Annotated in this window: 13 protein-coding genes, 2 tRNA genes and 3 rRNA genes; 5 read left to right on the top strand and 13 right to left on the bottom strand. The window is 52.4% G+C overall.

Annotation, left to right across the window (positions count from 1 at the left end; translation table 11 throughout):
* Positions 1 to 22: 22 nt before the first annotated feature.
* Both hrpB and ACWI0H_RS11930 read right to left on the bottom strand, forming a co-directional pair.
* Entirely contained in the window at positions 23 to 2,467 is a 2,445-nt protein-coding gene (gene hrpB, locus ACWI0H_RS11925; protein WP_485873554.1) for an ATP-dependent helicase HrpB, read from the bottom strand.
* 7 nt (positions 2,468 to 2,474) lie between these two features.
* A complete protein-coding gene (locus tag ACWI0H_RS11930; RefSeq protein ID WP_485873555.1) occupies positions 2,475 to 3,137 on the bottom strand; it encodes a TetR family transcriptional regulator C-terminal domain-containing protein in 663 nt (220 codons plus the stop codon).
* A gap of 189 nt (positions 3,138 to 3,326) precedes the next feature.
* On the opposite strand from ACWI0H_RS11930, the gene xdhA reads away from it, so the two are divergent.
* The 4 genes from xdhA to guaD are packed head-to-tail and all read left to right on the top strand — an operon-like array spanning position 3,327 to position 9,378.
* Complete coding sequence (gene xdhA, locus ACWI0H_RS11935; RefSeq protein ID WP_485873556.1) at positions 3,327 to 4,784, top strand: xanthine dehydrogenase small subunit; 1,458 nt, start codon at positions 3,327 to 3,329, stop codon at positions 4,782 to 4,784.
* Positions 4,768 to 7,191 carry a xanthine dehydrogenase molybdopterin binding subunit gene (gene xdhB, locus ACWI0H_RS11940; RefSeq protein ID WP_485873557.1) on the top strand — a complete coding sequence of 808 codons (2,424 nt, stop codon included), beginning with the start codon at positions 4,768 to 4,770 and terminating at the stop codon, positions 7,189 to 7,191. The genes xdhA and xdhB overlap by 17 nt, the downstream gene beginning before the upstream one ends.
* A gap of 5 nt (positions 7,192 to 7,196) precedes the next feature.
* Positions 7,197 to 8,063: a xanthine dehydrogenase accessory protein XdhC gene (gene xdhC, locus ACWI0H_RS11945; RefSeq protein WP_485876214.1), complete on the top strand. Its 867-nt coding sequence runs from the start codon at positions 7,197 to 7,199 to the stop codon at positions 8,061 to 8,063.
* 1 nt (position 8,064) lies between these two features.
* Positions 8,065 to 9,378 (top strand): guanine deaminase, encoded by a 1,314-nt coding sequence (gene guaD, locus ACWI0H_RS11950; protein WP_485873558.1) that lies wholly within the window; start codon positions 8,065 to 8,067, stop codon positions 9,376 to 9,378.
* A gap of 109 nt (positions 9,379 to 9,487) precedes the next feature.
* On the opposite strand, the gene rrf is transcribed toward guaD, so the two are convergent.
* From rrf to ACWI0H_RS11975, 5 genes are all read right to left on the bottom strand, one after another.
* Positions 9,488 to 9,603 (bottom strand): 5S ribosomal RNA (gene rrf / locus ACWI0H_RS11955).
* A 139-nt stretch (positions 9,604 to 9,742) separates the two neighbouring features.
* A 23S ribosomal RNA gene (locus ACWI0H_RS11960) occupies positions 9,743 to 12,635 on the bottom strand.
* A gap of 257 nt (positions 12,636 to 12,892) precedes the next feature.
* Positions 12,893 to 12,968 (bottom strand) — tRNA-Ala (locus ACWI0H_RS11965).
* A 106-nt stretch (positions 12,969 to 13,074) separates the two neighbouring features.
* A tRNA-Ile gene (locus tag ACWI0H_RS11970) sits at positions 13,075 to 13,151 on the bottom strand.
* Positions 13,152 to 13,235: 84 nt separating this feature from the next.
* Positions 13,236 to 14,768, bottom strand: a 16S ribosomal RNA gene (locus tag ACWI0H_RS11975).
* Together the 16S, 23S and 5S rRNA genes with 2 tRNA genes alongside form the textbook arrangement of a ribosomal RNA operon.
* 65 nt (positions 14,769 to 14,833) lie before the next feature.
* Between ACWI0H_RS11975 and ACWI0H_RS11980 the strand changes: the two genes are divergently transcribed.
* Positions 14,834 to 16,195 carry a cytochrome-c peroxidase gene (locus ACWI0H_RS11980; RefSeq protein ID WP_336270376.1) on the top strand — a complete coding sequence of 454 codons (1,362 nt, stop codon included), beginning with the start codon at positions 14,834 to 14,836 and terminating at the stop codon, positions 16,193 to 16,195.
* Positions 16,196 to 16,249: 54 nt separating this feature from the next.
* On the opposite strand, the gene ACWI0H_RS11985 is transcribed toward ACWI0H_RS11980, so the two are convergent.
* The 6 genes from ACWI0H_RS11985 to ACWI0H_RS12010 form a co-directional block, all read right to left on the bottom strand.
* The gene (locus ACWI0H_RS11985; RefSeq protein ID WP_101145401.1) at positions 16,250 to 17,242 is read right to left on the bottom strand and encodes an adenosine deaminase; all 993 of its coding nucleotides are present in this window, start codon (positions 17,240 to 17,242) and stop codon (positions 16,250 to 16,252) included.
* Between the two features lie 29 nt (positions 17,243 to 17,271).
* Positions 17,272 to 18,978, bottom strand: a complete 1,707-nt coding sequence (gene cydC, locus ACWI0H_RS11990) for a thiol reductant ABC exporter subunit CydC (RefSeq protein WP_008956269.1) — start codon at positions 18,976 to 18,978, stop codon at positions 17,272 to 17,274.
* A complete protein-coding gene (cydD, locus tag ACWI0H_RS11995) occupies positions 18,975 to 20,648 on the bottom strand; it encodes a thiol reductant ABC exporter subunit CydD (RefSeq protein WP_008956268.1) in 1,674 nt (557 codons plus the stop codon). Before cydD ends, cydC begins: the two co-directional genes overlap by 4 nt.
* A 4-nt stretch (positions 20,649 to 20,652) precedes the next feature.
* Positions 20,653 to 21,654, bottom strand: coding sequence for a cytochrome d ubiquinol oxidase subunit II (cydB, locus tag ACWI0H_RS12000; RefSeq protein ID WP_101145402.1), 1,002 nt, complete (start codon positions 21,652 to 21,654; stop codon positions 20,653 to 20,655).
* A 2-nt stretch (positions 21,655 to 21,656) separates the two neighbouring features.
* A complete protein-coding gene (locus ACWI0H_RS12005; protein ID WP_008956266.1) occupies positions 21,657 to 23,072 on the bottom strand; it encodes a cytochrome ubiquinol oxidase subunit I in 1,416 nt (471 codons plus the stop codon).
* A 231-nt stretch (positions 23,073 to 23,303) separates the two neighbouring features.
* The gene (locus ACWI0H_RS12010; protein ID WP_101145403.1) at positions 23,304 to 24,281 is read right to left on the bottom strand and encodes a calcium/sodium antiporter; all 978 of its coding nucleotides are present in this window, start codon (positions 24,279 to 24,281) and stop codon (positions 23,304 to 23,306) included.
* Positions 24,282 to 24,390: the final 109 nt, after the last annotated feature.

Genomic DNA, 24,390 nt, shown 5'->3' on the forward strand with positions numbered 1-24,390 from the left:
ATGACGGCAAAAGACGGTCAGACTATTTATCCATCTTCCGTTTGGTATGCGCAGTCGCCGTTGCGGTCAAAGGGTCTTCTGGCCAAGGATGCCGAGGGTAGCGACCGCGCATTTCTTTACGTACCTCTGGGTAGCCATTTTGCCAGAAACTCATTAAATCTTGGGTGACTTGTAGCGGCCTACGCGCGGGTGAAAGCAGATGAATCATTACGGCAACGCCGCCATTAACGACGGTAGGGGTTACCTGCCAACCAAAGGCCTCTTGCAGCTTCATAGCTAAAACGGGTGGGCATTGGGAAAGGCAAGGCACATAATCCAACATAATTACTTTCCCACTGGGTACTTTAAGCGCTTGAGGTGCCAATTGATCAAACTCACTTTTCTGCTCCCAGGTGAGTGAATCAAGCAAGTAGCGTTCTACAGGCAATGCTTCAATTTCGCTCAGTCGATTTACACCGATCAAGTAGGGAGCTAACCAGATCTCTAAGGTGGCTAGCAGTGCCTGCTCTGACCAATCGGGCCATTGCTCCCCCACGTTGGCGCGTAACAGTGCCATGCGCCCGAGCAACTGTTGAATTTTCTTGCCAAACAACTGCCTGGGCTGCTGACGTAAAGCATTCAATAGTGCATCTTTTACGGCTTCTTCCGGTAAATGCGCCAATGGCCGTTTGGCAATAATAAGGGTAGCGTGCGCCTGCACCTCTTCACCGATTAAACGGCCCTGCTCTTGCGACCATGTTACGCGCGGCTGCCAGAGGCTAATCACAGGATATAGAGAGAGCAGTGAAGCAACGGATAATTGTTCACCAGCAATAATGCGCGTTTGGTCACCTGCTGCGCTGTTTAACACGGCGGCCACTAAAAAAGATTGATGTGCCAAGGGATCATTTAACGGCAGCGTAGCGGTTTTGCCATTGGCCAGTCGAAACTTACCAGGCTCTATTAACTGTCCGATGCGCTCAGGGTATGCCAGCGCCAAAAGCGGCCCAAGCGGTTGCAACATGGCCTCATCAAGCCCGACCCCTGCTTTCCTTGCAAGCCTAAAGGCTTCGCGCTGCCACTGAGGAAAACGTTTAGGCTGACTGAGCCGGAGTGCTAACGCATCATGCAGCGAGCGCTCTGAGCTGTCACGCTCCTCCAGTAGGGCTGCTAGCCCACAAGCCAGGGGAACAGCATTGAATTCTGCAGCACGCTCCAGCATCACTGCTATTCGCGGTTCGACTGGCCATTGGGCACAGCGACTGCCCAAGGGGGTTAGCCTGTGTTGCTCGTCTAATATACCAAGCTGCACTAAAAGCGCTTGACCACTGCGCCAAGCACTTTCTGGCGGCGGCGTCACCCAACTCAGCTCATGGGGCGACGCAACCCCCCAACACGCCAGTTCAAGCACCAGCGATGAGAGTTCCGCTTGCTGAATTTCTGGTTCACCGTAAGCGGTTAACGGCTGCTCTTGAGCCCAGAGCCGAAAACAGAAGCCCTCCCGTTGCCGACCTGCGCGACCCCGCCGCTGGTCGGCGCTAGCACGGTTGATTCGTCGTGTGGTTAACCACGTTAGGCCCGTGCGCGACTGAAAAAGCGGCACTCGCTCTAAGCCACCGTCAATCACTACATTGACGCCATCCACCGTAATGCTAGATTCGGTAATCGCAGTGGAGACAATAATACGCTGTTGTGAAGTGTTTGCTGCTAATGCCGCTTGTTGCTGCGCGATACTCATCCTACCGTGCAGCGGTCGTATCTCGAGGTCTGGTAGCGCCCTTTCCAACGCTTGTACTAGCCGATTTATCTCGGCCACGCCCGGCAAGATCACTAATACATCCTGCGTATCAGGCATTAAAAGCGCTTCATTGACTACGCGCAGAGCATGGCTAACACTCTCTTTGCTATTTAAGGAAGGACGATACAGCGTTGTCACCGGATACTGACGACCATGACAATCGATGGTGGGTACCTGCTCCCCTAACACTCGCCTGAGCGCCTTGATATCCAGCGTTGCCGACATTACCAGCAGGCGTAAATCGTCACGAATACTGCTTTGCACATCCAGCGTAAGCGCCAACCCTACATCGGCGTCTAAACTTCGCTCATGGAATTCATCAAAGATGATCCCGGCCACGCCTTCCAGTAGCGGGTCATCCTGCAGCATGCGAGTAAGCACCCCTTGAGTAACGACTTCTAAACGAGTTTGCGCGCTAACACAGCTATCACCGCGCATGCGATAGCCCACTGTCTGACCGACCTTTTCGCCTAACTGCTGAGCCATATAGTTAGCCGCCAATCGCGCGGCGACCCGCCGTGGCTCTAGCAAAAGCAGCTTCTGCCCTTTTGCCCAATCGGCCGTAAGCAGAGCAAGCGGGACACGGGTAGTTTTGCCAGCGCCTGGCTGGGCAATCAGCATCAGACGGTTGCTGGTAACCAGGACGTTTTTAATATGATTAAGATGCTGATCAATCGGCAAATCGCTCATTTAGCTCTCACTTTTCCACCAAGTGAGCGTTTGTACTCGCCTGAGTGATTCCGCACCCTTTTAGGATAACGTGCTCAAGAAAGGCTGAAATTGATTCAATATCCTCTTCAGTTAATGCATCTCGGCCTAGAATACCGCTTACCTGAGCGCTATATTCAGTGTAGTGCTGGGTAGCAGACCAAATTAAGAAGATTAGCCACTTGGGGTCGACGGCGTCCATTTTACCTTGCGCAGACCACTGTTGAATGATCGCGGCACGAGAAGCCACCCACTCACGCAGTTCACCGGCCAGATAGTCACTCAAGAAGGGAGCGCCTGCTAAAATTTCCGCTGCAAATAGTTTTGAGCCTTCGGGATAGCGCTGACCAAGCACCATTTTGGCGCGGATAAAATCACTCAGCACAGTCGCCGGATCGCTCTCCGGGGTAATATCTTCAAGCACCTTGTTCCAGCGATGCATCATGCGGTTAAGCAGTCGGACATAAAGCGTCTGCTTACTTCCCATGTAGTACAAAATATTAGCTTTGGGGAGACCGGCCCGATCAGCGATCATTTGCAAGCTCGCTCCGCGGTAACCGTGCTGAGAAAACACTTCCTCAGCAGCCATCAGAATATTTGTCTCAACTTTTTCACGGCTGGGGCTTTCATGAGTGACGGATACAGCGGTCATTTACAGTGTCCCTTAATAAGCGTCGGAGGGTAGGCTTATTGCCCCAAACAGAGGCATTTCGCACAAGCTTGCCCCACTCCCGTGCAGCGATCAAATACTTGCAAGGCAGACCATTTTGTCTCAAGCTCAACTTATATTGACCGATCGGTCAGCACAATCCCGGTCTATACAACAACAGTGGAGTTTGGCATGGCAACGATTGCGTTCCTGCTCAATGGTGCCCCCCACCAGTGTGAGGTTTCACCGAATACGAGCATTTTAACCTTATTACGCGAGCATTTGGCGTTAACAGGCACCAAAGAGGGCTGCGCATCGGGTGACTGCGGTGCTTGTACCGTAGCCATTGGCGAGCAAAACGCTGACACCCACACGTTTACCAGTGCCAACGCCTGCATCACACCAGCTCATCAACTTCAGGGTAGGCATTTAGTCACCATTGAAGGGCTAGCTAAAGAAGGACGTCTGCACCCAGCCCAGGAAGCGATGATCGAATGCCATGGAAGCCAGTGTGGTTTTTGCACGCCGGGTATTGTTATGTCGCTTTTCACACTGCATAACGACCTTACCCAGCGGCCTGCTCCGCTAACCCCAGAACGCCTAGAAGCAGCCCTGGGTGGCAACTTGTGCCGTTGCACGGGCTATCGCCCTATCCGGGATGCTGCGCTGCGAATGAATGATATGCCCTATGAGCGCCCCCAATGGCAAGACGCGGCGCTGTCAACGTCAGAAAATGATGCTGAAATAACAGACCCTACAGCGAAAACACCTTTTTTTGCCCAGCCCCTCTCCTTGGCAGCCCTAACACGGCTGCGCCAAGAAGCCCCTCAAGCACGCTTGGTGGCAGGAGGCACAGACCTTTGGTTGGAAAGCACTCAGCGCTTGGCTTCGCTTGATCAGTTGATCGATGTTTCTCGCGTTGCCGAGCTGTTAACAGTAGATGCGACAACATTTGAAGGGCAACCTGGCTGGTGGATTGGCGCCGGGGTCACCTATACTCAGCTTGAGCCACTGTTTGAAGCGCACTTCCCCGCCTTTGCTCACCTGCTGCACCGATTGGGCTCTCAGCAGATCCGGAACCGGGGAACGCTAGGTGGCAATATTGCCAATGCTTCTCCTATTGGCGATACGCCCCCTGTGCTACTTGCCTTAGGGGCCCAGGTAGAACTTGCCAGCATAAAAGGTAGCCGTTGCTTAGCGCTGGAACACTTCTTTCTGGGTTATAAACAGACAGCTATGGCGGCCGATGAGGTCGTTTCACGAATTTTTATTCCCCAGGCAATTGAAAGCAGCCATCTGCGCGTCTGGAAACTTTCCAAGCGCCGGGAAGACGATATTTCCGCAGTGCTCGGCGCTTTTAGCTACCGCATTGAGCAAGGTGTCTTGCACGATGTACGAATCGCTTTTGGCGGCATGGCGGCCACTCCCAAGCGCGCGCAAGCAGCGGAAGCAACACTGGAAGGTAGCGCCATTACTGCAGACGCTTTTCGCGCCGCTCAGCTGTCACTCGATGAGGACTTCCAACCCATGAGTGATGTGCGTGGCAGTCAGCATTATCGCCAGCAAGCCGCCAAAAACCTGTTTGAACGCCTCTATCTTTCTCTTTCAGCGCCCGACCGCGAGGTGATGCTCCATGCGTACGCTCACTAAACTGGACGGCGACAGCAGCCGTGCCCGCCGTGATTTACATGATCATATCCAGGGGTCTGGCCCTTTGGCACGCCATACGATCGATAGCACTGGTCGGCGTCAAGCAGGTAGCTCAAGCTTTCACGAGAGCGCCAAAAAACACGTTACCGGCAAAGCCGCTTATATTGATGATTTGGTACTGCCTGCCGACGCCCTGCATGTTGCGCTAGGCCTATCGCCCATTGCACACGGCACCTTAACGCAGCTTGATCTCAGCAGAGTGAAAGAGGCGCCTGGTGTGGTCGACGTGATTACCTTTCATGAGGTACCGGGGCATACCGATATCGGCCCTGTTTTTCCGGGCGATCCTATTTTTGTCGACCAAGAGATTAGCTACGCAGGCCAATGCCTCTTCGCCGTTGCAGCAACCTCACTGCAAGCTGCACGCCGCGCTGTCAAGTTGGCCGCTGTCAGTATTGACGAGCAGCCCGCCAGTTTAGACCCGGTGGCTGCGACCGAGCGCGAAGAATTTGTGCGCCCTACACATGTACAGACACGTGGTAATTGGCAACAGGCGCTTGATCAAGCGGAACAGATAATAGAGGGAGAGCTATTCGTCGGTGGTCAAGAGCACTTCTATCTGGAAGGCCAGGCGTGCGTGGTTCATCCCACCGAAGATGAAGGCGTTATTGTCCATACTTCCAACCAACACCCCAGCGAAACCCAGAAGCTGGTGGCGGAGGTGCTTGATATTCCCTTTCATGCGGTGACGGTAGAAGTACGGCGAATGGGCGGTGGCTTTGGGGGCAAAGAGACGCAGGCTTCTCCCTGGGCATGCATCGCTGCCATTATTGCCCGCCGCACGGGTAAAACGGTTCGACTCCGTTTACCTCGCAGCGAAGATATGCGCGCAACAGGCAAACGCCACCCTTTTCATAATCGCTATCGGTTAGCTATTGACTCTCAGGGCGTGCTTCAAGGTGGCGAGATCACCGTGATCGGTGATTGTGGTTATTCGCCTGACCTTTCCGATGCCATCGTTGATCGCGCTATGTTTCATGCCGACAATGCCTACTCGTTAGGCGAAGCGCAGGTCACGGGTCATCGTGCAAAAACGCATACCGCGTCCAATACAGCTTTTCGGGGCTTCGGTGGCCCTCAGGGAATGATGATTATCGAAGCGGCCATGGACGATATTGCCCGCAAGATTGGTGAAGACCCGCTGACTATTCGTAAGCGCAATTTCTACCGCGATGGTCGCGAGGTTACCCACTATGGCCAGCAGGTCGATCAGCGGCAACTACTGCATACACTCGTTGAAACACTTGAAAGCGATAGTGAGTACTGGGCACGCCGCAAAGCGGTGAGCGACTTCAACGTCACTAGCCCTGTTATTAAGAAAGGGCTGGCACTTACTCCGGTTAAATTTGGCATTTCGTTTACCGCCCAGCATCTTAACCAGGCGGGCGCCCTTCTGCATGTTTACACCGACGGCAGCGTGATGATCAATCACGGCGGTACCGAGATGGGCCAAGGGCTACATACTAAAATTTGTCAGGTTGTGGCTCGCGAGTTGGGTCTGGATCTGGATAAAGTACGCATTACCGCTACGCGAACCGATAAAGTGCCCAATACCTCACCTACCGCGGCTTCTAGCGGTGCTGACTTGAATGGTATGGCGGCGCGGGATGCAGCGGGAAAGCTGCGTGAACGTTTATTCGACTTTGCTGCAGAGCATTTCACTGAGGGGTTGGATCGTGAAGGTATGCGCTTAGAGGATGGCATGCTGGTAGCAGGGATCGCCGAGAGTGAACGCCGAGTTCCTTGGGGTGAATTGGTACAAACAGCCTATCTCAATCGCGTTTCGCTATCGGAAAAAGGCTTCTACGCCACACCGCTCATTCACTATGATCGCTCAATCGGTCAAGGGCGCCCCTTTTATTACTACGCTTTTGGCGCGGCAGTGGCTGAAGTGAGCGTGGACACCTTAAGCGGCGAGTATTTAATAGACCGCGTCGACATTTTGCACGATGTGGGTGACTCACTAAATCCAGCCATTGATATTGGCCAAGTAGAAGGTGGCTTCATTCAGGGTATGGGCTGGTTAACCAGTGAAGAACTTAAATGGAACGATAAAGGCGCCCTGATCAGTGATGGTCCAGCGACCTACAAAATACCCACCTATGGTGATTTGCCCCCTACTTTCAACGTCGCACTACTTGAGGGTCACCCCAACTCCATGGCGAGCCTCTATCGCTCCAAAGCGGTCGGCGAGCCTCCGTTTATGTCAGGTATCAGCGTATGGTCGGCGCTAAGGGATGCGCTATCTAGTCTAACCAACTATACAGTCTCCCCCCACTTAGATACGCCTGCTACCCCTGAGCGGGTCATGCTGGCAGCCAATGCCATCAGGGAGAAAGCGCTGTGAATGATATGCTGGCTTCTGGCACCTGGCATGCAGCGCTGCACCGCTTACAGCGCGACGGCACGCCGCATGTTTTAGCCACACAGGTGACGAGTGCTGGCTCTACCCCCCGCGAGCCTGGTGCACGTATGGTCATCACCGCCGACGCTATCTTCGATACACTGGGAGGCGGTACATTTGAGTGGCAAACCATTGCCGCAGCACGAGCACGCTTAGCAGAGCAGCGCTATGGACTCAGCTTAGAAGCTTTCTCTTTGGGTGGACGAAGCGGGCAGTGCTGCGGCGGCTTTGTGAATATATTGCTGGAGGCTTTCCCTGGCGCGGAATCGCACCTGGCAATATTTGGTGCAGGTCATGTGGGCCAGGAAATTGTAAAGCTAAGCGCCCCGCTCCCTTGGCAGTTGCATTGGTACGATAGCCGTCGTGGTGCGTTTGCCGGACACTATCAGCAACAGCCGCGACTGAGTTGCTACCCCCATCAAGATGCACAGCAAAGTGTTGCCGCCTTGCCTGCAGATACCCATGCGCTGGTATTAACACACAACCATGACGAAGACTATGCTCTAGTCGCCGCGCTGATCGAACGCGATGATATATCGTCGATTGGACTGATTGGCTCTGACAGCAAATGGGCAAGCTTTCAAGGACGCCTTAAGCGCGATGGTTACTCTTCCGAACAAATTTTGCGCGTGCGAAGCCCCATCGGACACGTTCACGCCACTAAACTGAGTAATAAAACGCCCTACGCCATTGCGCTAACGGTGGTGACTGAACTGCTTTGGCTAACCGACACGCCCTCTTCTCAAGAAAACCGCGGTCTGGACTCCCAGGCACTTCGAACGCTAATGACCGACTCCCCGACAATCACGAGTTAATATGAACTCTTCTACCAATACGTTTATTCGTGCCGAATTGATAAGTTTTGCCCGCAACCCTGGTGATGGCGATACGCCCGAACCGGGCAGTTTAGAGCATTACGGCGACGGATTGCTTTGGTTGAAAGGCCAGCATATTCATGCCGTCGGCCATTTCTCCGAACTCTCACCTTCACTACCTAAAGGTGCTGACGTTCTCGATTATCGCGACAAACTGATTATGCCAGGGTTTATCGATACCCACGTGCACTATGTCCAGTTGGATATCATGGCTTCATACGGTCGTCAGCTGCTTGACTGGTTGAACGACTATACCTTTCCTGAAGAGTGCCGTTTTGCCAATCATGACCATGCAGAAGCGCTATCAAATGCATTTTTAGATGAAATGTTGCGAGCAGGTACCACCACAGCTCAAGTGTTTGGCTCTAGCCATCCTGGCTCCATGGATGCCTTCTTCTCTGCTTGTCATAAACGGCATTTGCGTATGCTGGCTGGCAAGGTATTGATGGATCGTAATGCACCAGAGGCGCTGCTGGATGGAGCGACGGGCATTGCCGATAGTGAACGACTTATTGAAGATTGGCACGGCAAGAGCCGACTAGGTTACAGCGTAACGCCTCGATTTGCGCCTACATCGACCAAAACGCAAATGGACGCCGCTGGCGCTCTTCTCCACAATGATCCTAGCCTTTGGCTACAGACACATTTGGCTGAAAACAGCGGTGAACTGGATTGGGTAGCCGAATTATTTCCCGGTAGCCGTGACTATTTATCAGTTTACGAAGAAGCAGGCCTTGTCGGCCCCCGCAGCACCTTCGCGCATGGCATCCATCTTGATAACGGTATGCGTAAGCGCTTGGCAGATAGAGGTGCCAACATTGCCTTTTGTCCCAGCTCCAATCTCTTCCTAGGCAGTGGGTTATTTGACCGTGAAGCTGCTAAACAGACGGGTATGGCATTTACTTTTGCCAGTGATATCGGCGCAGGTACCGATTTGTCAGGGTTTGGAACGCTGAAAGCCGCTTATCAAGTGGGTCAGCTAGGAGGGCAACCCCTTACCGCATGGCAAGGTTTCTATGGTTTAACCATGGGTAATGCAAAGGCGCTATCTCTGGATGACCATATTGGCCAGCTTGCTCCTTCTTTAGAGGCTGATTTTGTCGTGATCGACCCTCAGTCGACAACACTGCTTGCAAGACGCATCAGCCGCTGTACTACCCTTGGCGAGCGACTGTTTGCACTAATAATGCTGGCCGATGACCGCGCCATTTATGAAACCTGGGCAGGCGGTATCTGCCAACACCGCCGAGATTAAAACACATATAAACCCAGCCGAGACTGGCTGGGATTTTATATGCCTTATTTTCTTTCACGCACACAAAAAACCCAGCCGGGTGGCTGGGTTTTTTGTGTGCGGTATAGGTGCCTGACGATGACCTACTCTCGCATGGGGAGACCCCACACTACCATCGGCGCTAAGCGGTTTCACTGCTGAGTTCGGCAAGGGATCAGGTGGTTCACGCGTGCTATGGTCGTCAGGCGTAACGGGTAATGTACATCATGCTGACTATTGCTAAATTGTGATCGTCTCATCGCCTGCCGCCCGGGCTGTTGCCTGGGCCACACGCTGCGTATCCGGTTTCTTCGTCATCATCGCGACCAGACCCCTTGGGTGTTATAGGGTCAAGCCTCACGGGCCATTAGTACACGTTAGCTCAACGCCTTGCAGCGCTTCCACACCGTGCCTATCAACCAGCTGGTCTCGCTGGGCCCTTCAGGAGGCTCTAGGCCTCAGGGATGTCTCATCTTGAAGGGGGCTTCCCGCTTAGATGCTTTCAGCGGTTATCCCGTCCGACCATAGCTACCCGGCAATGCCACTGGCGTGACAACCGGAACACCAGAGGGTCGTCCACTCCGGTCCTCTCGTACTAGGAGCAGCCCTTCTCAAACATCCAACGCCCACGGCAGATAGGGACCGAACTGTCTCACGACGTTCTAAACCCAGCTCGCGTACCACTTTAAATGGCGAACAGCCATACCCTTGGGACCGACTTCAGCCCCAGGATGTGATGAGCCGACATCGAGGTGCCAAACACCGCCGTCGATGTGAACTCTTGGGCGGTATCAGCCTGTTATCCCCGGAGTACCTTTTATCCGTTGAGCGATGGCCCTTCCATACAGAACCACCGGATCACTAGAACCTGCTTTCGCACCTGCTCGACGTGTCTGTCTCGCAGTCAAGCACCCTTATGCTCTTGCACTCAATGCACGATGTCCGACCGTGCTGAGGGTACCTTCGTGCTCCTCCGTTACTCTTTAGGAGGAGACCGCCCCAGTCAAACTACCCACCACACACTGTCCTCGATCCGGATAACGGACCTGAGTGAGAACGCCAATGATGCCAGGCTGGTATTTCAAGGTTGGCTCCCTCCGAACTGGCGTCCAGAGTTCAAAGCCTCCCAGCTATCCTACACAGGCAACATCAGCGTCCAGTGTGAAGCTATAGTAAAGGTTCACGGGGTCTTTCCGTCTAGCCGCGGGTACACCGCATCTTCACGGCGATTTCAATTTCACTGAGTCTCGGGTGGAGACAGCGTGGCCATCATTACGCCATTCGTGCAGGTCGGAACTTACCCGACAAGGAATTTCGCTACCTTAGGACCGTTATAGTTACGGCCGCCGTTTACCGGGGCTTCAATCAAGAGCTTCGCCTTGCGGCTAACACCATCATTTAACCTTCCGGCACCGGGCAGGCGTCACACCCTATACGTCCGCTTGCGCGTTAGCAGAGTGCTGTGTTTTTAATAAACAGTTGCAGCCACCTGGTATCTTCGACCGGTTCGGGCTTAGAGAGCAAGTCTCATCACCCTACGCCGGCGTGCCTTCTCCCGAAGTTACGGCACCATTTTGCCTAGTTCCTTCACCCGAGTTCTCTCAAGCGCCTTGGGATTCTCTCCCTGACCACCTGTGTCGGTTTGGGGTACGGTCGCACATGATCTGAAGCTTAGAGGCTTTTCCTGGAAGCGTGGCATCAGTGACTTCCTGACCGTGGTCAGTTCGTTTCGTGTCTCGGCCTTAAAGCATCCCGGATTTACCTAAGACGCCAGCCTACTCACTTTCACCAGGACAACCAACGCCTGGCTCACCTAGCCTTCTTCGTCCCCCCATCGCAACCATGTCCGGTACGGGAATATTGACCCGTTTCCCATCGACTACGCCTTTCGGCCTCGCCTTAGGGGCCGACTCACTCTGCTCCGATTAGCGTCGAACAGAAACCCTTGGTCTTCCGGCGAGGGAGTTTTTCACTCCCTTTATCGTTACTCATGTCAGCATTCGCACTCGTGATACCTCCAGCAGACTTCTCAATCCACCTTCATTGGCGTACACGACGCTCCTCTACCGCTCATCCTAAAAGGATGAACCCGTAGCTTCGGTACCTGGTTTAGCCCCGTTACATCTTCCGCGCAGGCCGACTCGACTAGTGAGCTATTACGCTTTCTTTAAAGGATGGCTGCTTCTAAGCCAACCTCCTAGCTGTCTGAGCCTTCCCACATCGTTTCCCACTTAACCAGGATTTCGGGACCTTAGCTGACGGTCTGGGTTGTTTCCCTTTTCACGACGGACGTTAGCACCCGCCGTGTGTCTCCCACGCGTTACTCACCGGTATTCGGAGTTTGCCTCGGGTTGGTAAGTCGGGATGACCCCCTAGCCGAAACAGTGCTCTACCCCCGGCGGTACTACATGAGGCGCTACCTAAATAGCTTTCGAGGAGAACCAGCTATCTCCGAGCTTGATTAGCCTTTCACTCCGATCCACAAGTCATCCAAATCTTTTTCAACAGATCCTGGTTCGGGCCTCCAGTTGATGTTACTCAACCTTCACCCTGCTCATGGATAGATCGCTCGGTTTCGGGTCTATATCCAGCGACTGTGTCGCCCAGTTAAGACTCGGTTTCCCTACGGCTCCCCTATACGGTTAACCTCGCCACTGAATATAAGTCGCTGACCCATTATACAAAAGGTACGCAGTCACAGAACAAGTCTGCTCCTACTGCTTGTACGCACACGGTTTCAGGATCTATTTCACTCCCCTCTCCGGGGTTCTTTTCGCCTTTCCCTCACGGTACTGGTTCACTATCGGTCAGCCAGGAGTATTTAGCCTTGGAGGATGGTCCCCCCGTCTTCAGTCAAGGTTTCTCGTGCCCCGACCTACTCGATTTCACATGATCAGATTTTCGACTACGGGGCTATCACCCGCTACGGCCGCGCTTCCCAACGCATTCGCCTAATCAGTCACATGCTTAAGGGCTGGTCCCCGTTCGCTCGCCGCTACTAGGGGAATCTCGGTTGATTTCTTTTCCTCAGGGTACTTAGATGTTTCAGTTCCCCTGGTTCGCCTCGTACACCTATGTATTCAGTGCACGATACCGATCTTATGATCGGTGGGTTTCCCCATTCAGAAATGCCCGGGTCACAGGTTGTTGCCACCTCACCGAGCCTTATCGCAGGCTACCACGTCTTTCATCGCCTCTGGCTGCCTAGGCATCCACCGTGTGCGCTTCATTGCTTGACCCTATAACCCGAAGGAGTCTGGTATCTCGCAATGATCACGTTTCATTTTGCCGGATACGCTGACGCGTATCACAATTTAAGACCACTTCTTGCGAAGTGTTCTTGTCAGCATGATATACATTGTTAAAGAGCAGCTGTTCAATGAACAGTGATAAAGCGGCGGGCGATAACTAAAACAACCGTTACAGCACAGCGACTTATCAGTGGTCACGAAACATTCACAAACGGTACTTAAGGTAAAACAGCGTAGCAACGTAATGGTGGAGCCAAGCGGGATCGAACCGCTGACCTCCTGCGTGCAAGGCAGGCGCTCTCCCAGCTGAGCTATGGCCCCATTTAGTCACACTCACCTCTGGCCAATTTTATTTAACGCAAGGCATTTTATGGCGAAGCATAGCCTGCTATGCGAGTCATAAAATAACGCAGCGATAGATAAAATTTGGTGGGTCTGGGCAGACTTGAACTGCCGACCTCACCCTTATCAGGGGTGCGCTCTAACCAACTGAGCTACAGACCCAAGAGGGGATCGTGCTTAAACCGTTTGCTCTATATCTGATCAGGTAATTCATTGTGGACGCTTACCGACGCGTGACGCATCGTTTAAGGAGGTGATCCAGCCGCAGGTTCCCCTACGGCTACCTTGTTACGACTTCACCCCAGTCATGAACCACACCGTGGTGATCGCCCTCTTGCGTTAGGCTAACCACTTCTGGTGCAGTCCACTCCCATGGTGTGACGGGCGGTGTGTACAAGGCCCGGGAACGTATTCACCGTGACATTCTGATTCACGATTACTAGCGATTCCGACTTCACGGAGTCGAGTTGCAGACTCCGATCCGGACTGAGACCGGCTTTAAGGGATTCGCTGACTCTCGCGAGCTCGCAGCCCTTTGTACCGGCCATTGTAGCACGTGTGTAGCCCTACCCGTAAGGGCCATGATGACTTGACGTCGTCCCCACCTTCCTCCGGTTTGTCACCGGCAGTCTCCTTAGAGTTCCCGACATTACTCGCTGGCAAATAAGGACAAGGGTTGCGCTCGTTACGGGACTTAACCCAACATTTCACAACACGAGCTGACGACAGCCATGCAGCACCTGTCTTACAGTTCCCGAAGGCACACCAGAATCTCTTCCGGCTTCTGTAGATGTCAAGGGTAGGTAAGGTTCTTCGCGTTGCATCGAATTAAACCACATGCTCCACCGCTTGTGCGGGCCCCCGTCAATTCATTTGAGTTTTAACCTTGCGGCCGTACTCCCCAGGCGGTCGACTTATCGCGTTAACTTCGCCACAAAGTGCTCTAGGCACCCAACGGCTGGTCGACATCGTTTACGGCGTGGACTACCAGGGTATCTAATCCTGTTTGCTACCCACGCTTTCGCACCTCAGTGTCAGTGTCAGTCCAGAAGGCCGCCTTCGCCACTGGTATTCCTCCCGATCTCTACGCATTTCACCGCTACACCGGGAATTCTACCTTCCTCTCCTGCACTCTAGCCTGACAGTTCCGGATGCCGTTCCCAGGTTGAGCCCGGGGCTTTCACAACCGGCTTATCAAGCCACCTACGCGCGCTTTACGCCCAGTAATTCCGATTAACGCTTGCACCCTCCGTATTACCGCGGCTGCTGGCACGGAGTTAGCCGGTGCTTCTTCTGCGAGTGATGTCTTTCCTGCCGGGTATTAACCGACAGGCGTTCTTCCTCGCTGAAAGTGCTTTACAACCCGAGGGCCTTCTTCACACACGCGGCATGGCTGGATCAGGGTTGCCCCCATTGTCCAATATTCCCCACTGCTGCCTCCCGTAGGAGTTCGGGCCGTGTCTCAGTCCCGATGTGGCTGATCATCCTCTCAGACCAGCTACGGATCGTCGCCTTGGTGAGCCTTTACCTCACCAACTAGCTAATCCGACATAGGCTCATCCAATAGCGGGAGCCGGAGCCCCCTTTCTCCCGTAGGACGTATGCGGTATTAGCCTGGGTTTCCCCAGGTTATCCCCCACTATCGGGCAGATTCCTATGCATTACTCACCCGTCCGCCGCTCGTCAGCATCTAGCAAGCTAGATCTGTTACCGCTCGACTTGCATGTGTTAGGCCTGCCGCCAGCGTTCAATCTGAGCCATGATCAAACTCTTCAGTTTACAATCATTGTGATCCTTACTCGCTTACCCAAGGACTAGCCGAAGGCAGCAAAAGCGGATCAAACTTGGCTCAAGGTTCAAACGAATTCATTCAAAACAGGTTTCGAAAAACCTTATTGCTTGAGTCGCTTGCCTTGATATTTGGTGATTTGCCACCAACATCAGCAAGCGCCCACATGAATTACCTGATCAAATTGTTAAAGAGCTGGTCATCAAGGCCGTGCCCCGTTGACGTGTGGCGTATACTACCCGAATCTCCGGCAAGGTCAACAGTGAAGTCCATATTTATTAGTAAAATATCACTACCAATCAACGCCCACCCACCAAAAACTGCCCAGACGCAAACATTGACCCAAGACAAAACAACATTTCCTCCCTTACGTAAGCTTAAGAATAAGCGGACTCAAACCGCCGTTCGTAAAAGCAAGGGAGAAATAATGATGACTATAAAAGCTATCGTCATACCTGTTCTGATAGCGGGTGCTATTCTTACAACCAATATGGCAAGCGCAGAGAACGGACTGGAAAACTATCGTAACCGCTTCGAAGCGCTGCCTCACTTACCGCCTATTCCAGCAGATAACTCACTTACAGAAGAGAAGATTGAGCTGGGTAATATGCTTTTTTTTGAACCACGTATATCTTCTAGCGGTGTAATCAGTTGCGCCACTTGCCATAATCCAGCCCTTGGCTGGGCTGACCGCATACCGCGAGCGGTGGGTCATGATGGGCAAATCGGGGAACGTAACACCCCTACCGTGCTAAACAGTGGTTTTTTGGGATCCCAGTTCTGGGATGGCCGAGCTGCTGATTTAGAAGCCCAAGCGTTAGGGCCAATTGAAGCACCAGTAGAAATGGCCATGGATTTAGAAATGGCGCTAGATCGGTTAGTCGGGTTCGAGCTTTATCAGGAAAAATTCAATGAAGCGTATCCTAACCAAGAAGACCCCATCACCGATGACAACCTAGCGCATGCACTGGCCGCGTTCCAACGCACACTCAACACACCCAACTCACCTTTTGATCGTTACCTACACGGCGATCAAGAAGCAATTAGCGAACAAGCCAAAGATGGCATGGTGGCCTTTGTTGATAATGGCTGTATCGCTTGTCATCGTGGTTCAAACTTTACCGACAGCCAATTCCATGCGATTCAAGTGCCGGGGTCAACCGACCTAGGTCGCTATGTTGTCACAGAAGAAGAGAGCGATAAGTACCGTTTCAGAACTCCCACGCTCCGCAATGTGGCGGTGACCTATCCTTATATGAATAACGGCGCCACCGAAACACTAGAAGAAGCTGTCGCCATAATGGGACAGGAAATGCTGGGGCGAGAGTTTGATGATGACACTATTGGTGACATAACTGCTTTTTTGAACACACTCACCGGCGAAATGCCCGAGTTTGAAGTCCCCGCACTGCCTTAAGTCACTTATTTTAACGAAGCAGCCGCCTGACCAGTATTGCCAGGCGGCAATATTTTATATCGCAACCAAACGGGCCAGCAGCTCTTCGCGACGCTCTTGAGTAGTAAAGGCTTCTTCAATAGCATTACGCGTTAACTGACGAAACACTGCCTCGTCCCAGCCAAATGCTTCAGCGCAAGCGATGTGATTAGTCAGCATGCCGCCACCAAAGTAGGCGGGATCGTCAGAGCTAATCGTCACTTTGAGCCCTTCAGCCAACAGCTTAGGAAGCGGATGATCGCGAAGATCCTCTACCACCTTTAAGCTCACGTTAGAAAGTGGGCAGACCGTTAGTACAATTTGCTCGCTGCGCAAACGCTCCACTACCTCAGCACTTTCTAAACAGCGCACGCCATGATCAATACGTTGAACATCAAGTAGATCCAGGGCTTCTTGAATATATTCTGCAGGGCCTTCCTCTCCTGCATGGGCCACTCGAACAAGACCAAGCTGCTTGGCACGCTCGAACACCTCGACAAACTCAGCAGGCGGATTATTTTGCTCAGCGCTATCTAAACCGACGGCATCCAGCATTTTCCAATAGGGAGCCGCCTGCTCAAGCACATGCAATGCCTCATCTGCAGGACGATCACGTAGAAAAGCCATAATCATGCCGATAGAGAGATCGAGTGTCTCCTCGGCTTCCTGCTTGGCTTTTAATAATCCAGCCATGACTACTTCGAGAGGAACGCCACGCTGCAGATGTGCTTGGGGGTCAAAATGCATGTCGATATGCACTACGCCCTCTCCCCGCGCACGCTTGAAATAGTCCATCGCCAAGTCGTAAAAATCCTCTTCATTACGAAGCACATTCATGCCTTGGAAATAGAGATTCAGGAAACCTTGCAGGTCGCTGAAATGGTAAGCATCTTTGGCTTCTTGCACCGAGGCATAGGGTAAATCAATGTCATTACGCTTCGCCAAGGCAAACATTAATTCTGGTTCCAGAGAGCCTTCGATATGCAAATGCAGCTCTACTTTAGGAAGGTTGCGTAAGAAATCGTGCATGGAGGGCTCCGTGCTGTCGTATTAACTAATTATTCACTCAAGCATTGGCTAAGTTTACCGGCATCTAGATGCCAGTGGTACTCGACGCCAGGCAATAGGTTCAGCGAACTAATTTGATGGACAAAGAAAATAGCCGTGCGATTAACAAGCCATTTATCAAGTGAAGCAGCGACATGCTGTGCCGTTTTGGCATCAACGCCCGCAAATGGCTCATCAAGAATCACTAGTTGCGGGTTGCATAGCATCAGGCGGGCCAATGCCAAACGCCTACCCTGACCACCCGAAAGCTGCTGGCCTTTCTCGCCCACCGCCGTAGCTAAGCCTTTCGGCAGCTGTTCAACCCAGCTATCCAAGGCAACGTCACTCAATACGTCCCAAAGCATGTTATCGCTAGCGGCGGGGCTGGCAATACGCAAGTTCTCGGCTAAAGAAGCATCAAACAGATCCACTTGCTGAGTGAGTATGGCGAAGTGTTTGGCACGGCTCTCCTCCGAGAGTTGCCACGCTGGCACGCCGCCTACCATCACCTCACCCTGCGTGGCTCTTAAACGTCCCACCAACACACTGGCTAAAGACGATTTACCGGCCCCGGAGTTACCGGTAATCACCGCTCGCTTTCCAGCGGGCAGCTGAAAATCAATACGACTTAACGCGGGCTCTAATGTTTGCGCATAATGAAGAGAGAACTGATTCGCCTGAATGCTTAAACCAACATCATTAGGTAGCGTAACCGCGGAGACAGCCGACGGTGGCTCACCGGTGAACTCATTTAACCGGCGCACCGCCGCGTAGCTCGCGCCCAGCTTCACAAAACTAGCGGGCAGCGTCAGGTAGGCTTCGTTCACCCCCAATGCAATCAATACCGCCATGACTACAATAGGCCCCGTCACCAGCTGCTGGCTAAATATCAAGCTGGCCAGCCACAGTACTGCCAACACCATCAAACCACTAACGGCACTCACCAAGCAGTTTAACAACGCTGTCTTGCGACCTAAACGGCGCTGATTACTGAACGCCTGCTTTTCTTGGCTAGCGATAAGCGTCCGGTGCCACTGGGTAGTTTGATAACTCATCAGCTCAGCCGAGGCCTGCACTTGATCAACCACTAGGCGGCGCAAGGACTGCTGATCCACTACCTGCTGATAGCTTTGCGAAAATCCCCAGGTAGCAGCAAAGAGAGTCACCAGCAACCAGAGCAAGCCCAATGTCACCGCCATCAGCAAGGCAACGCTGGGCAACCAAATAGCCACAAAAAGCGACACAGCCACCATGCCAAGCAGCGTCACTAACGGTGGCACTAAAAGGCGCAGGTATAAATTATCCAGGGTATCGATATCCGCCGTTAACCGGCTAAGCCAGTCACTGGCACGCTTACCATGCAAACGAGCATCGTCTAGCCGCGTTAAATAGCCAAACACGCGATAACGCAAGTCAGCAAGCAGCGTTAACACCGTATTATGGTTATAGAGCCGCTCAATATAACGCGCAATAGTACGTGCCAAGGCGAAGAAACGAATGCCGCCACCGGGAACATAAACATCGAGTCGCGCAGGAATACCCAGCGCTAAGGCGATACCGGCCAGGGCACTGGCCGTAATAAACCAGCCCGACAAACCCAGCAGGGCAAGCCCAGCGATAAGAGTGACCCAAACCAGCAAAGCACCCACCAAAAAGCGCTGACGCCGTCGCACTAACAGCTGCAGCCAGGGAAGGAAGTCTCGAAAAATGGAACTCATAGGATTGCCTCTACCAACTCGCCCTTATTAAAAGCAAAGTGGCGCTGGGCAACGGCAATCACCTCTGGATGGTGAGTCGCTATCACCAGAGTGCGTCCCTGCTGGGCAAGCTCAAGCAAAGCCGACATAACGAACTGCTCAGTCTCCTGATCTAAGCTCGCTGTAGGCTCATCCAACAGCACTAGCGGAGCATTGCTGAGATATACGCGCGCAAGAGCAAGGCGCTGGGCCTGCCCACCTGACAACCCGACTCCGCGTTCACCAATTAGCGTATCCAGGCCATCAGGCAGCTGGGTTAAAAGAGACCCAAAACCTGCTCGCTGAAGCGCAGCCACCATTTCTTCACGGGAAGCGCGAGGTGACGCTAAACAAAGATTATCAATCAAGCTGCCATGCAAGAGGCAAGGCTGCTGATCTAACCAAGCGTATTGGCTATTGTCTTGACGGCGATACTCACCTGAACTTGGGGCAATAAAGCCTGCAAGCAACGCCAGCAGGGTCGATTTCCCACTGCCCGAGGCTCCGCTAATCGCCACCACCTCTCCCTGTTTAATCGTAAGATTAATAGGGCCAATGACGTGCCCACGTACGGGATAAGCAACGCTAACGGTCGTTAACTCAATTACCGATGACGCCGATAACGGCGGTATAGAGTCACGCTCACTCACAAAGGAGGGTTGATTGAGTATACTCACCACGCTTTCAGCAGCCCCCAGCGCCGCCGCACGGTCATGGTAATGCTGAGACAGCGTGCGCAAAGGCTGGAAAAACTCAGGAGCCAGCAATAGCACTGCTAAGCCTGAAAAAAGCGTGAGTGACGATGAAGGCCCATACTCGATATAACCCAGCAGTCCGAAGCCCACATACATGGCCACAACGGCAATCGCTACCGAGGAAAAAAACTCAAGTACCGCGGAGGAAAGGAAGGCCAGGCGCAAAGTACGCATACTAAGACGCCGATAACTATCAGTGGCATGCCAGACATCCTGCTGGGCAGCTGACGTCCGCCCAAACAGTTGCAGCGTGGTCATACCGCGCACACGGTCAATAAAGTGGGCTGAAAGACGTGAGACGGCAACGAATTGATCACGATTAAGACGTTCAGCGCCCATACCCACCAGCGCCATAAAAAGGGGTATAAGCGGGGCAGAAAGCAGCAAAAACAGTGCTACCAAATAGTCCAGCCACCCCACCACCGCCACTATTAATAGCGGTAAATAAAGCGTAATTCTCAGTTGCGGATAAAAGCGTGCAAAATAGCCTTCCAACGTATCAATGTGCTCAACCACCTGACTGGCTAGAGAGCCGCTATGTTGGCTGGTCAGCCAAATCGGCCCTAGCGCGGACAATTTATCCAACAGCTGAGCCCTGGCGCGCTGACGGATTCGCAAGCTTGCCTCCAGGCTCAAGGTCTCATGGCCCCACTGAAAGGCTGCACGTAACAGCACGCTACCCACCAGCAGGGCAAATACCGGCAACAGATCAATGGGTAAACGATCATGCACAATCAGTTGATCAATCAGCCACGCCAAGCCAACGACTACCACAACCGTTTGACTGCCGGCCAGCACACCGCAAAGAGCAGAGCCCAGCAGACGTTTGCGCTCTCCCCTCGCCAGCGTTTTCAGCCAGCTGCGCGGCGTAAGGGAGAACGCCTCATCAGTTACCATCCGCTTAGTGGTATCCCTCGCCTACACGCACCTTGCCGCGGAACACCCAATACGTCCAAGAAGTGTACGCAAGGATGATGGGGATAACGAAGAGCATGCCAATCAATAAGAAAAGCTGCGATTCTGGGGCTGAAGCTGCATCCCACAACGTATAGTTCGGGGGCACAATGACCGGCCATTTACTGACAATCAAACCTAAATAGGTAAATAGATAAATACCGATGGTGGCGATAAAAGGAATACCTTCGTCCCGACGCTTAACCGAACGATAAACCATAAACGCCGATAGCAATGCCAGCGCAGGGAATATCCAGATCAATTGCAGATTGCCAAACCAGCGCTCCCACACCATTGGGTTAACGAACGGCGTCCAAATACTGATAATCGCGAAAACCCCTAGCACAAGCGCCAATAGCATAGGGGTAATTTTATAGGCCCAGTCTTGAATATGGCCTTCTGATTTAAGTATCAGCCAAGTAGCTCCAAGTAGCGCGTAGCCTGCCATTAAGCCAAGGCCGGTTAATACAGAAAAAGGCGTCAGCCAATCAAATGCCCCGCCCACATAGGCGAAATCCTCAACCGGGAAACCTTGAATATAAGCACCTACCACGGCACCTTGCGCAAAGGCAGCGATCGCCGACCCCCAGCAAAACGCGCGGTTCCACCAGTGCCGATTACGCCTGGACTTAAAGCGAAGCTCGAAAGCAACACCTCGGAAGATCAACCCAGCCAACATCAAGAAAACACCAATGTATAAAGCTGGCAAAAACACCGAATAAACCAGCGGAAATGCGCCTAACAACCCTGCACCACTTAGCACCAGCCATGTTTCGTTGCCATCCCATATTGGCGCCACCGAATTCATCATCACATCCCGAGCATCTTCATCAGGTGCAAAGGGATAAAGAATCCCCAGACCCAAATCAAATCCATCCATGAGCACGTACATCATAATGCCGAAGCCGATGATAAAGGCCCAGATCAACGTTAAATCAAACATTTCCATGTTTAGCTCCTCACCGGTTCAACGTCGTCATCATAGGGGGTATGGGCAGCCGACATAGGCCGCATCGGTCGCTTGAAGTGATTATCAGTCGTAGAGTCCTGCTCCTCAGGTAACATGCCGTTGCGCACGACCCGAGTGAGGTAATACACACCCGTATAAAACACTACGCCGTAGACTAAGACATAACCAATCAAAGTGAATAACGCCATTGGACCCGTCAATGAAGGCGTCAGCCCTTCTTCATGGGTCATCATGCCGTAAACCAACCACGGAGACCGACCTGATTCAGTGACAATCCAACCCGCCAATACAGCGACAAAAGGCATCGCAATCATGCCAGTGAGTGTCTTTAAAAACAGTGGCTGTTCATAAACACGCCCCTTGCGGCGCAGGATCAGTCCTGCGAACGCTACCGCTATCATCAACAGACCAATCCCCACCATTACACGGAATGCCCAGAACACAATGATGACAGGCGGTTGCTCTTCCGGTGGCGCTTCACTGATGCCAGGAATCTCCCCGTCAGGTGAGTGAGTAAGAATGAGGCTTGCTAGATTAGGAATACCAAACGCAAAGTGATTGGTCTGGGCCTCCTGGTCAGGAATGGCAAAAAGAAGCAATGGCACATTGGTAGAGGTCTCCCAATGACCTTCCATCGCAGCAACCTTGGTCGGCTGGTGCTCCAAGGTATTCAAACCGTGAAAATCGCCAATAACCGCTTGTGTAGGGGCTAAAAAAAGCAACAACCAAAGGCACATCGAAAGTGCACGGCGGTTTGCCTCCGGGTCGCGATCACGTAACAAGAACCATGCGCTAACCCCCGCCACCACAAAGCCGCCTGTTAAGAAAGAGGCAACGGCCATATGCAAGAAACGGTAAGGGAATGACGGGTTAAAGATTGCCTCGCGCCAAGAGGTAACATGGAAGCGAAAGTCAATCAGCTCAACGCCTGCTGGTGTATGCAACCAACTGTTGGCAGATAAAATCCAAAAAGCCGAAATGAACGTCCCAATCGCTACCATAATAGAGGCAAACAGATGCACCCCTTGAGGCACCTTACCTCGACCAAACAAGAGCACGCCTAAGAAAGCGGCTTCCAGAAAGAAAGCTGTCACCACCTCATAGCTCAGCATGGGTCCGAGGAAGTTAGAAGAAGCTAGGGAAAAATTGCTCCAGTTAGTACCAAACTGAAACGACATCACAATCCCGGACACGACTCCCATCCCAAAGACAACGGCGAACACCTTTGTCCAGAAAAGCGAGAGACGATCCCAAGCTGGATTGTTGGTCTTAAAGAATAGGCCATGAAGCAGCGCAATGTAGGACGCCAGTCCAATAGTAAACACGGGGAAGATCGCGTGAAACGACACAACGAATGCAAATTGCAATCGCGATAATACGAGCGGATCAAGTTCCATTTCACTCTCCTAAGGCCTGAATCGATATTCCATCAACGAGTTAACACAAGCTTAGTTGAGCCTTAAGGGCAGCGCACTTTTAGTTATAAGCACTAAGCTTATTTCTTAACTATGTTAATTTTTTAAACATATTATACATTAAGTCACCATCATACATTGACAGCCTAACACCCAAGATGGGTCGCATTGACGCACCAAGCACCATAGCGCTGCGCTATTAGGAACATACGTCTAACGAGACATAATCACGACGCTTACCATATAGCCGGTGTACGCGATAAAAAGCGCCAGCAATATCCCACCTTCCAAGCGATTAATACGCCGCGTGCGGCCACGCCAAGAAAACGCAAATAGAATCATCAGCAGTGTCATACCGGTCATCACGCTCCAGTCGCGCACCAATACTTCCCGACCTGCTTCAATGGGGGCAATGACCCCCGCCAGGCCAACGACCGCCAAGCTATTAAACAGGTTAGAACCGACCACGTTGCCCAACACCATGTCGTGTTCTTTCCGACGCAGAGCGCTGATAGAAGAGGCAAGTTCCGGCAGCGAGGTACCAATAGCGACGACGGTTAGACCAATAATCAAATCACTGACACCGAAGCGAACCGCAATTTCAACCGCCCCCCAAACCAACAGACGTGAACTAGCGATTAAAAACAGCAGCCCTACCAGGGTCCACATAATGGATTTACCCCGGGACATCGGCTTGCTATCCAGGGTCTCAGCTACTTCAGATACGATTGCGTCGTCAGGCTGACTACGTGAGCGAATAATGCTAACAACGATAAAAGCCACTAATGCCAGTAAAAGACAGACGGCTTCCCAGCGTGCTACAAAACCGTCCAGTAGCATTAAACCAGTCGCCAGCATGACCAGCATAAGTATTGGCATTTCTTTACGGATAACGCTGGAATGAACAGCTAATGGCGAAATAAGCGCTATCAGCCCCAGTATCAAGCCGATATTGGCAATATTAGAGCCGTAAGCATTACCTACCGCCAGCCCTGGGTTACCATCTATTGCCGCCAGCACTGATACCATCATTTCAGGGGCCGAGGTACCAAAACCGATGACAAGCATCCCAATCAACAGCGGCGAAAGCCCAAGCCAACGCGATGTTGCTGCAGCGCCATCAATAAATTTTTCGGCACTCCAAACCAATAAGATCAAACCAAACACAACCGCTAATGTGGGAAGCAACATTTCATTTCCTTCATGGCATAATGATCGGCACTAATTTCAATGTTTTGTATCTTAGTGCCACTTCATAGCGAGGGCGCTAAGATGATTTTACTAGCAACGCTAACTATCA

This window comes from Halomonas sp. NYA30 (assembly GCF_976980765.1).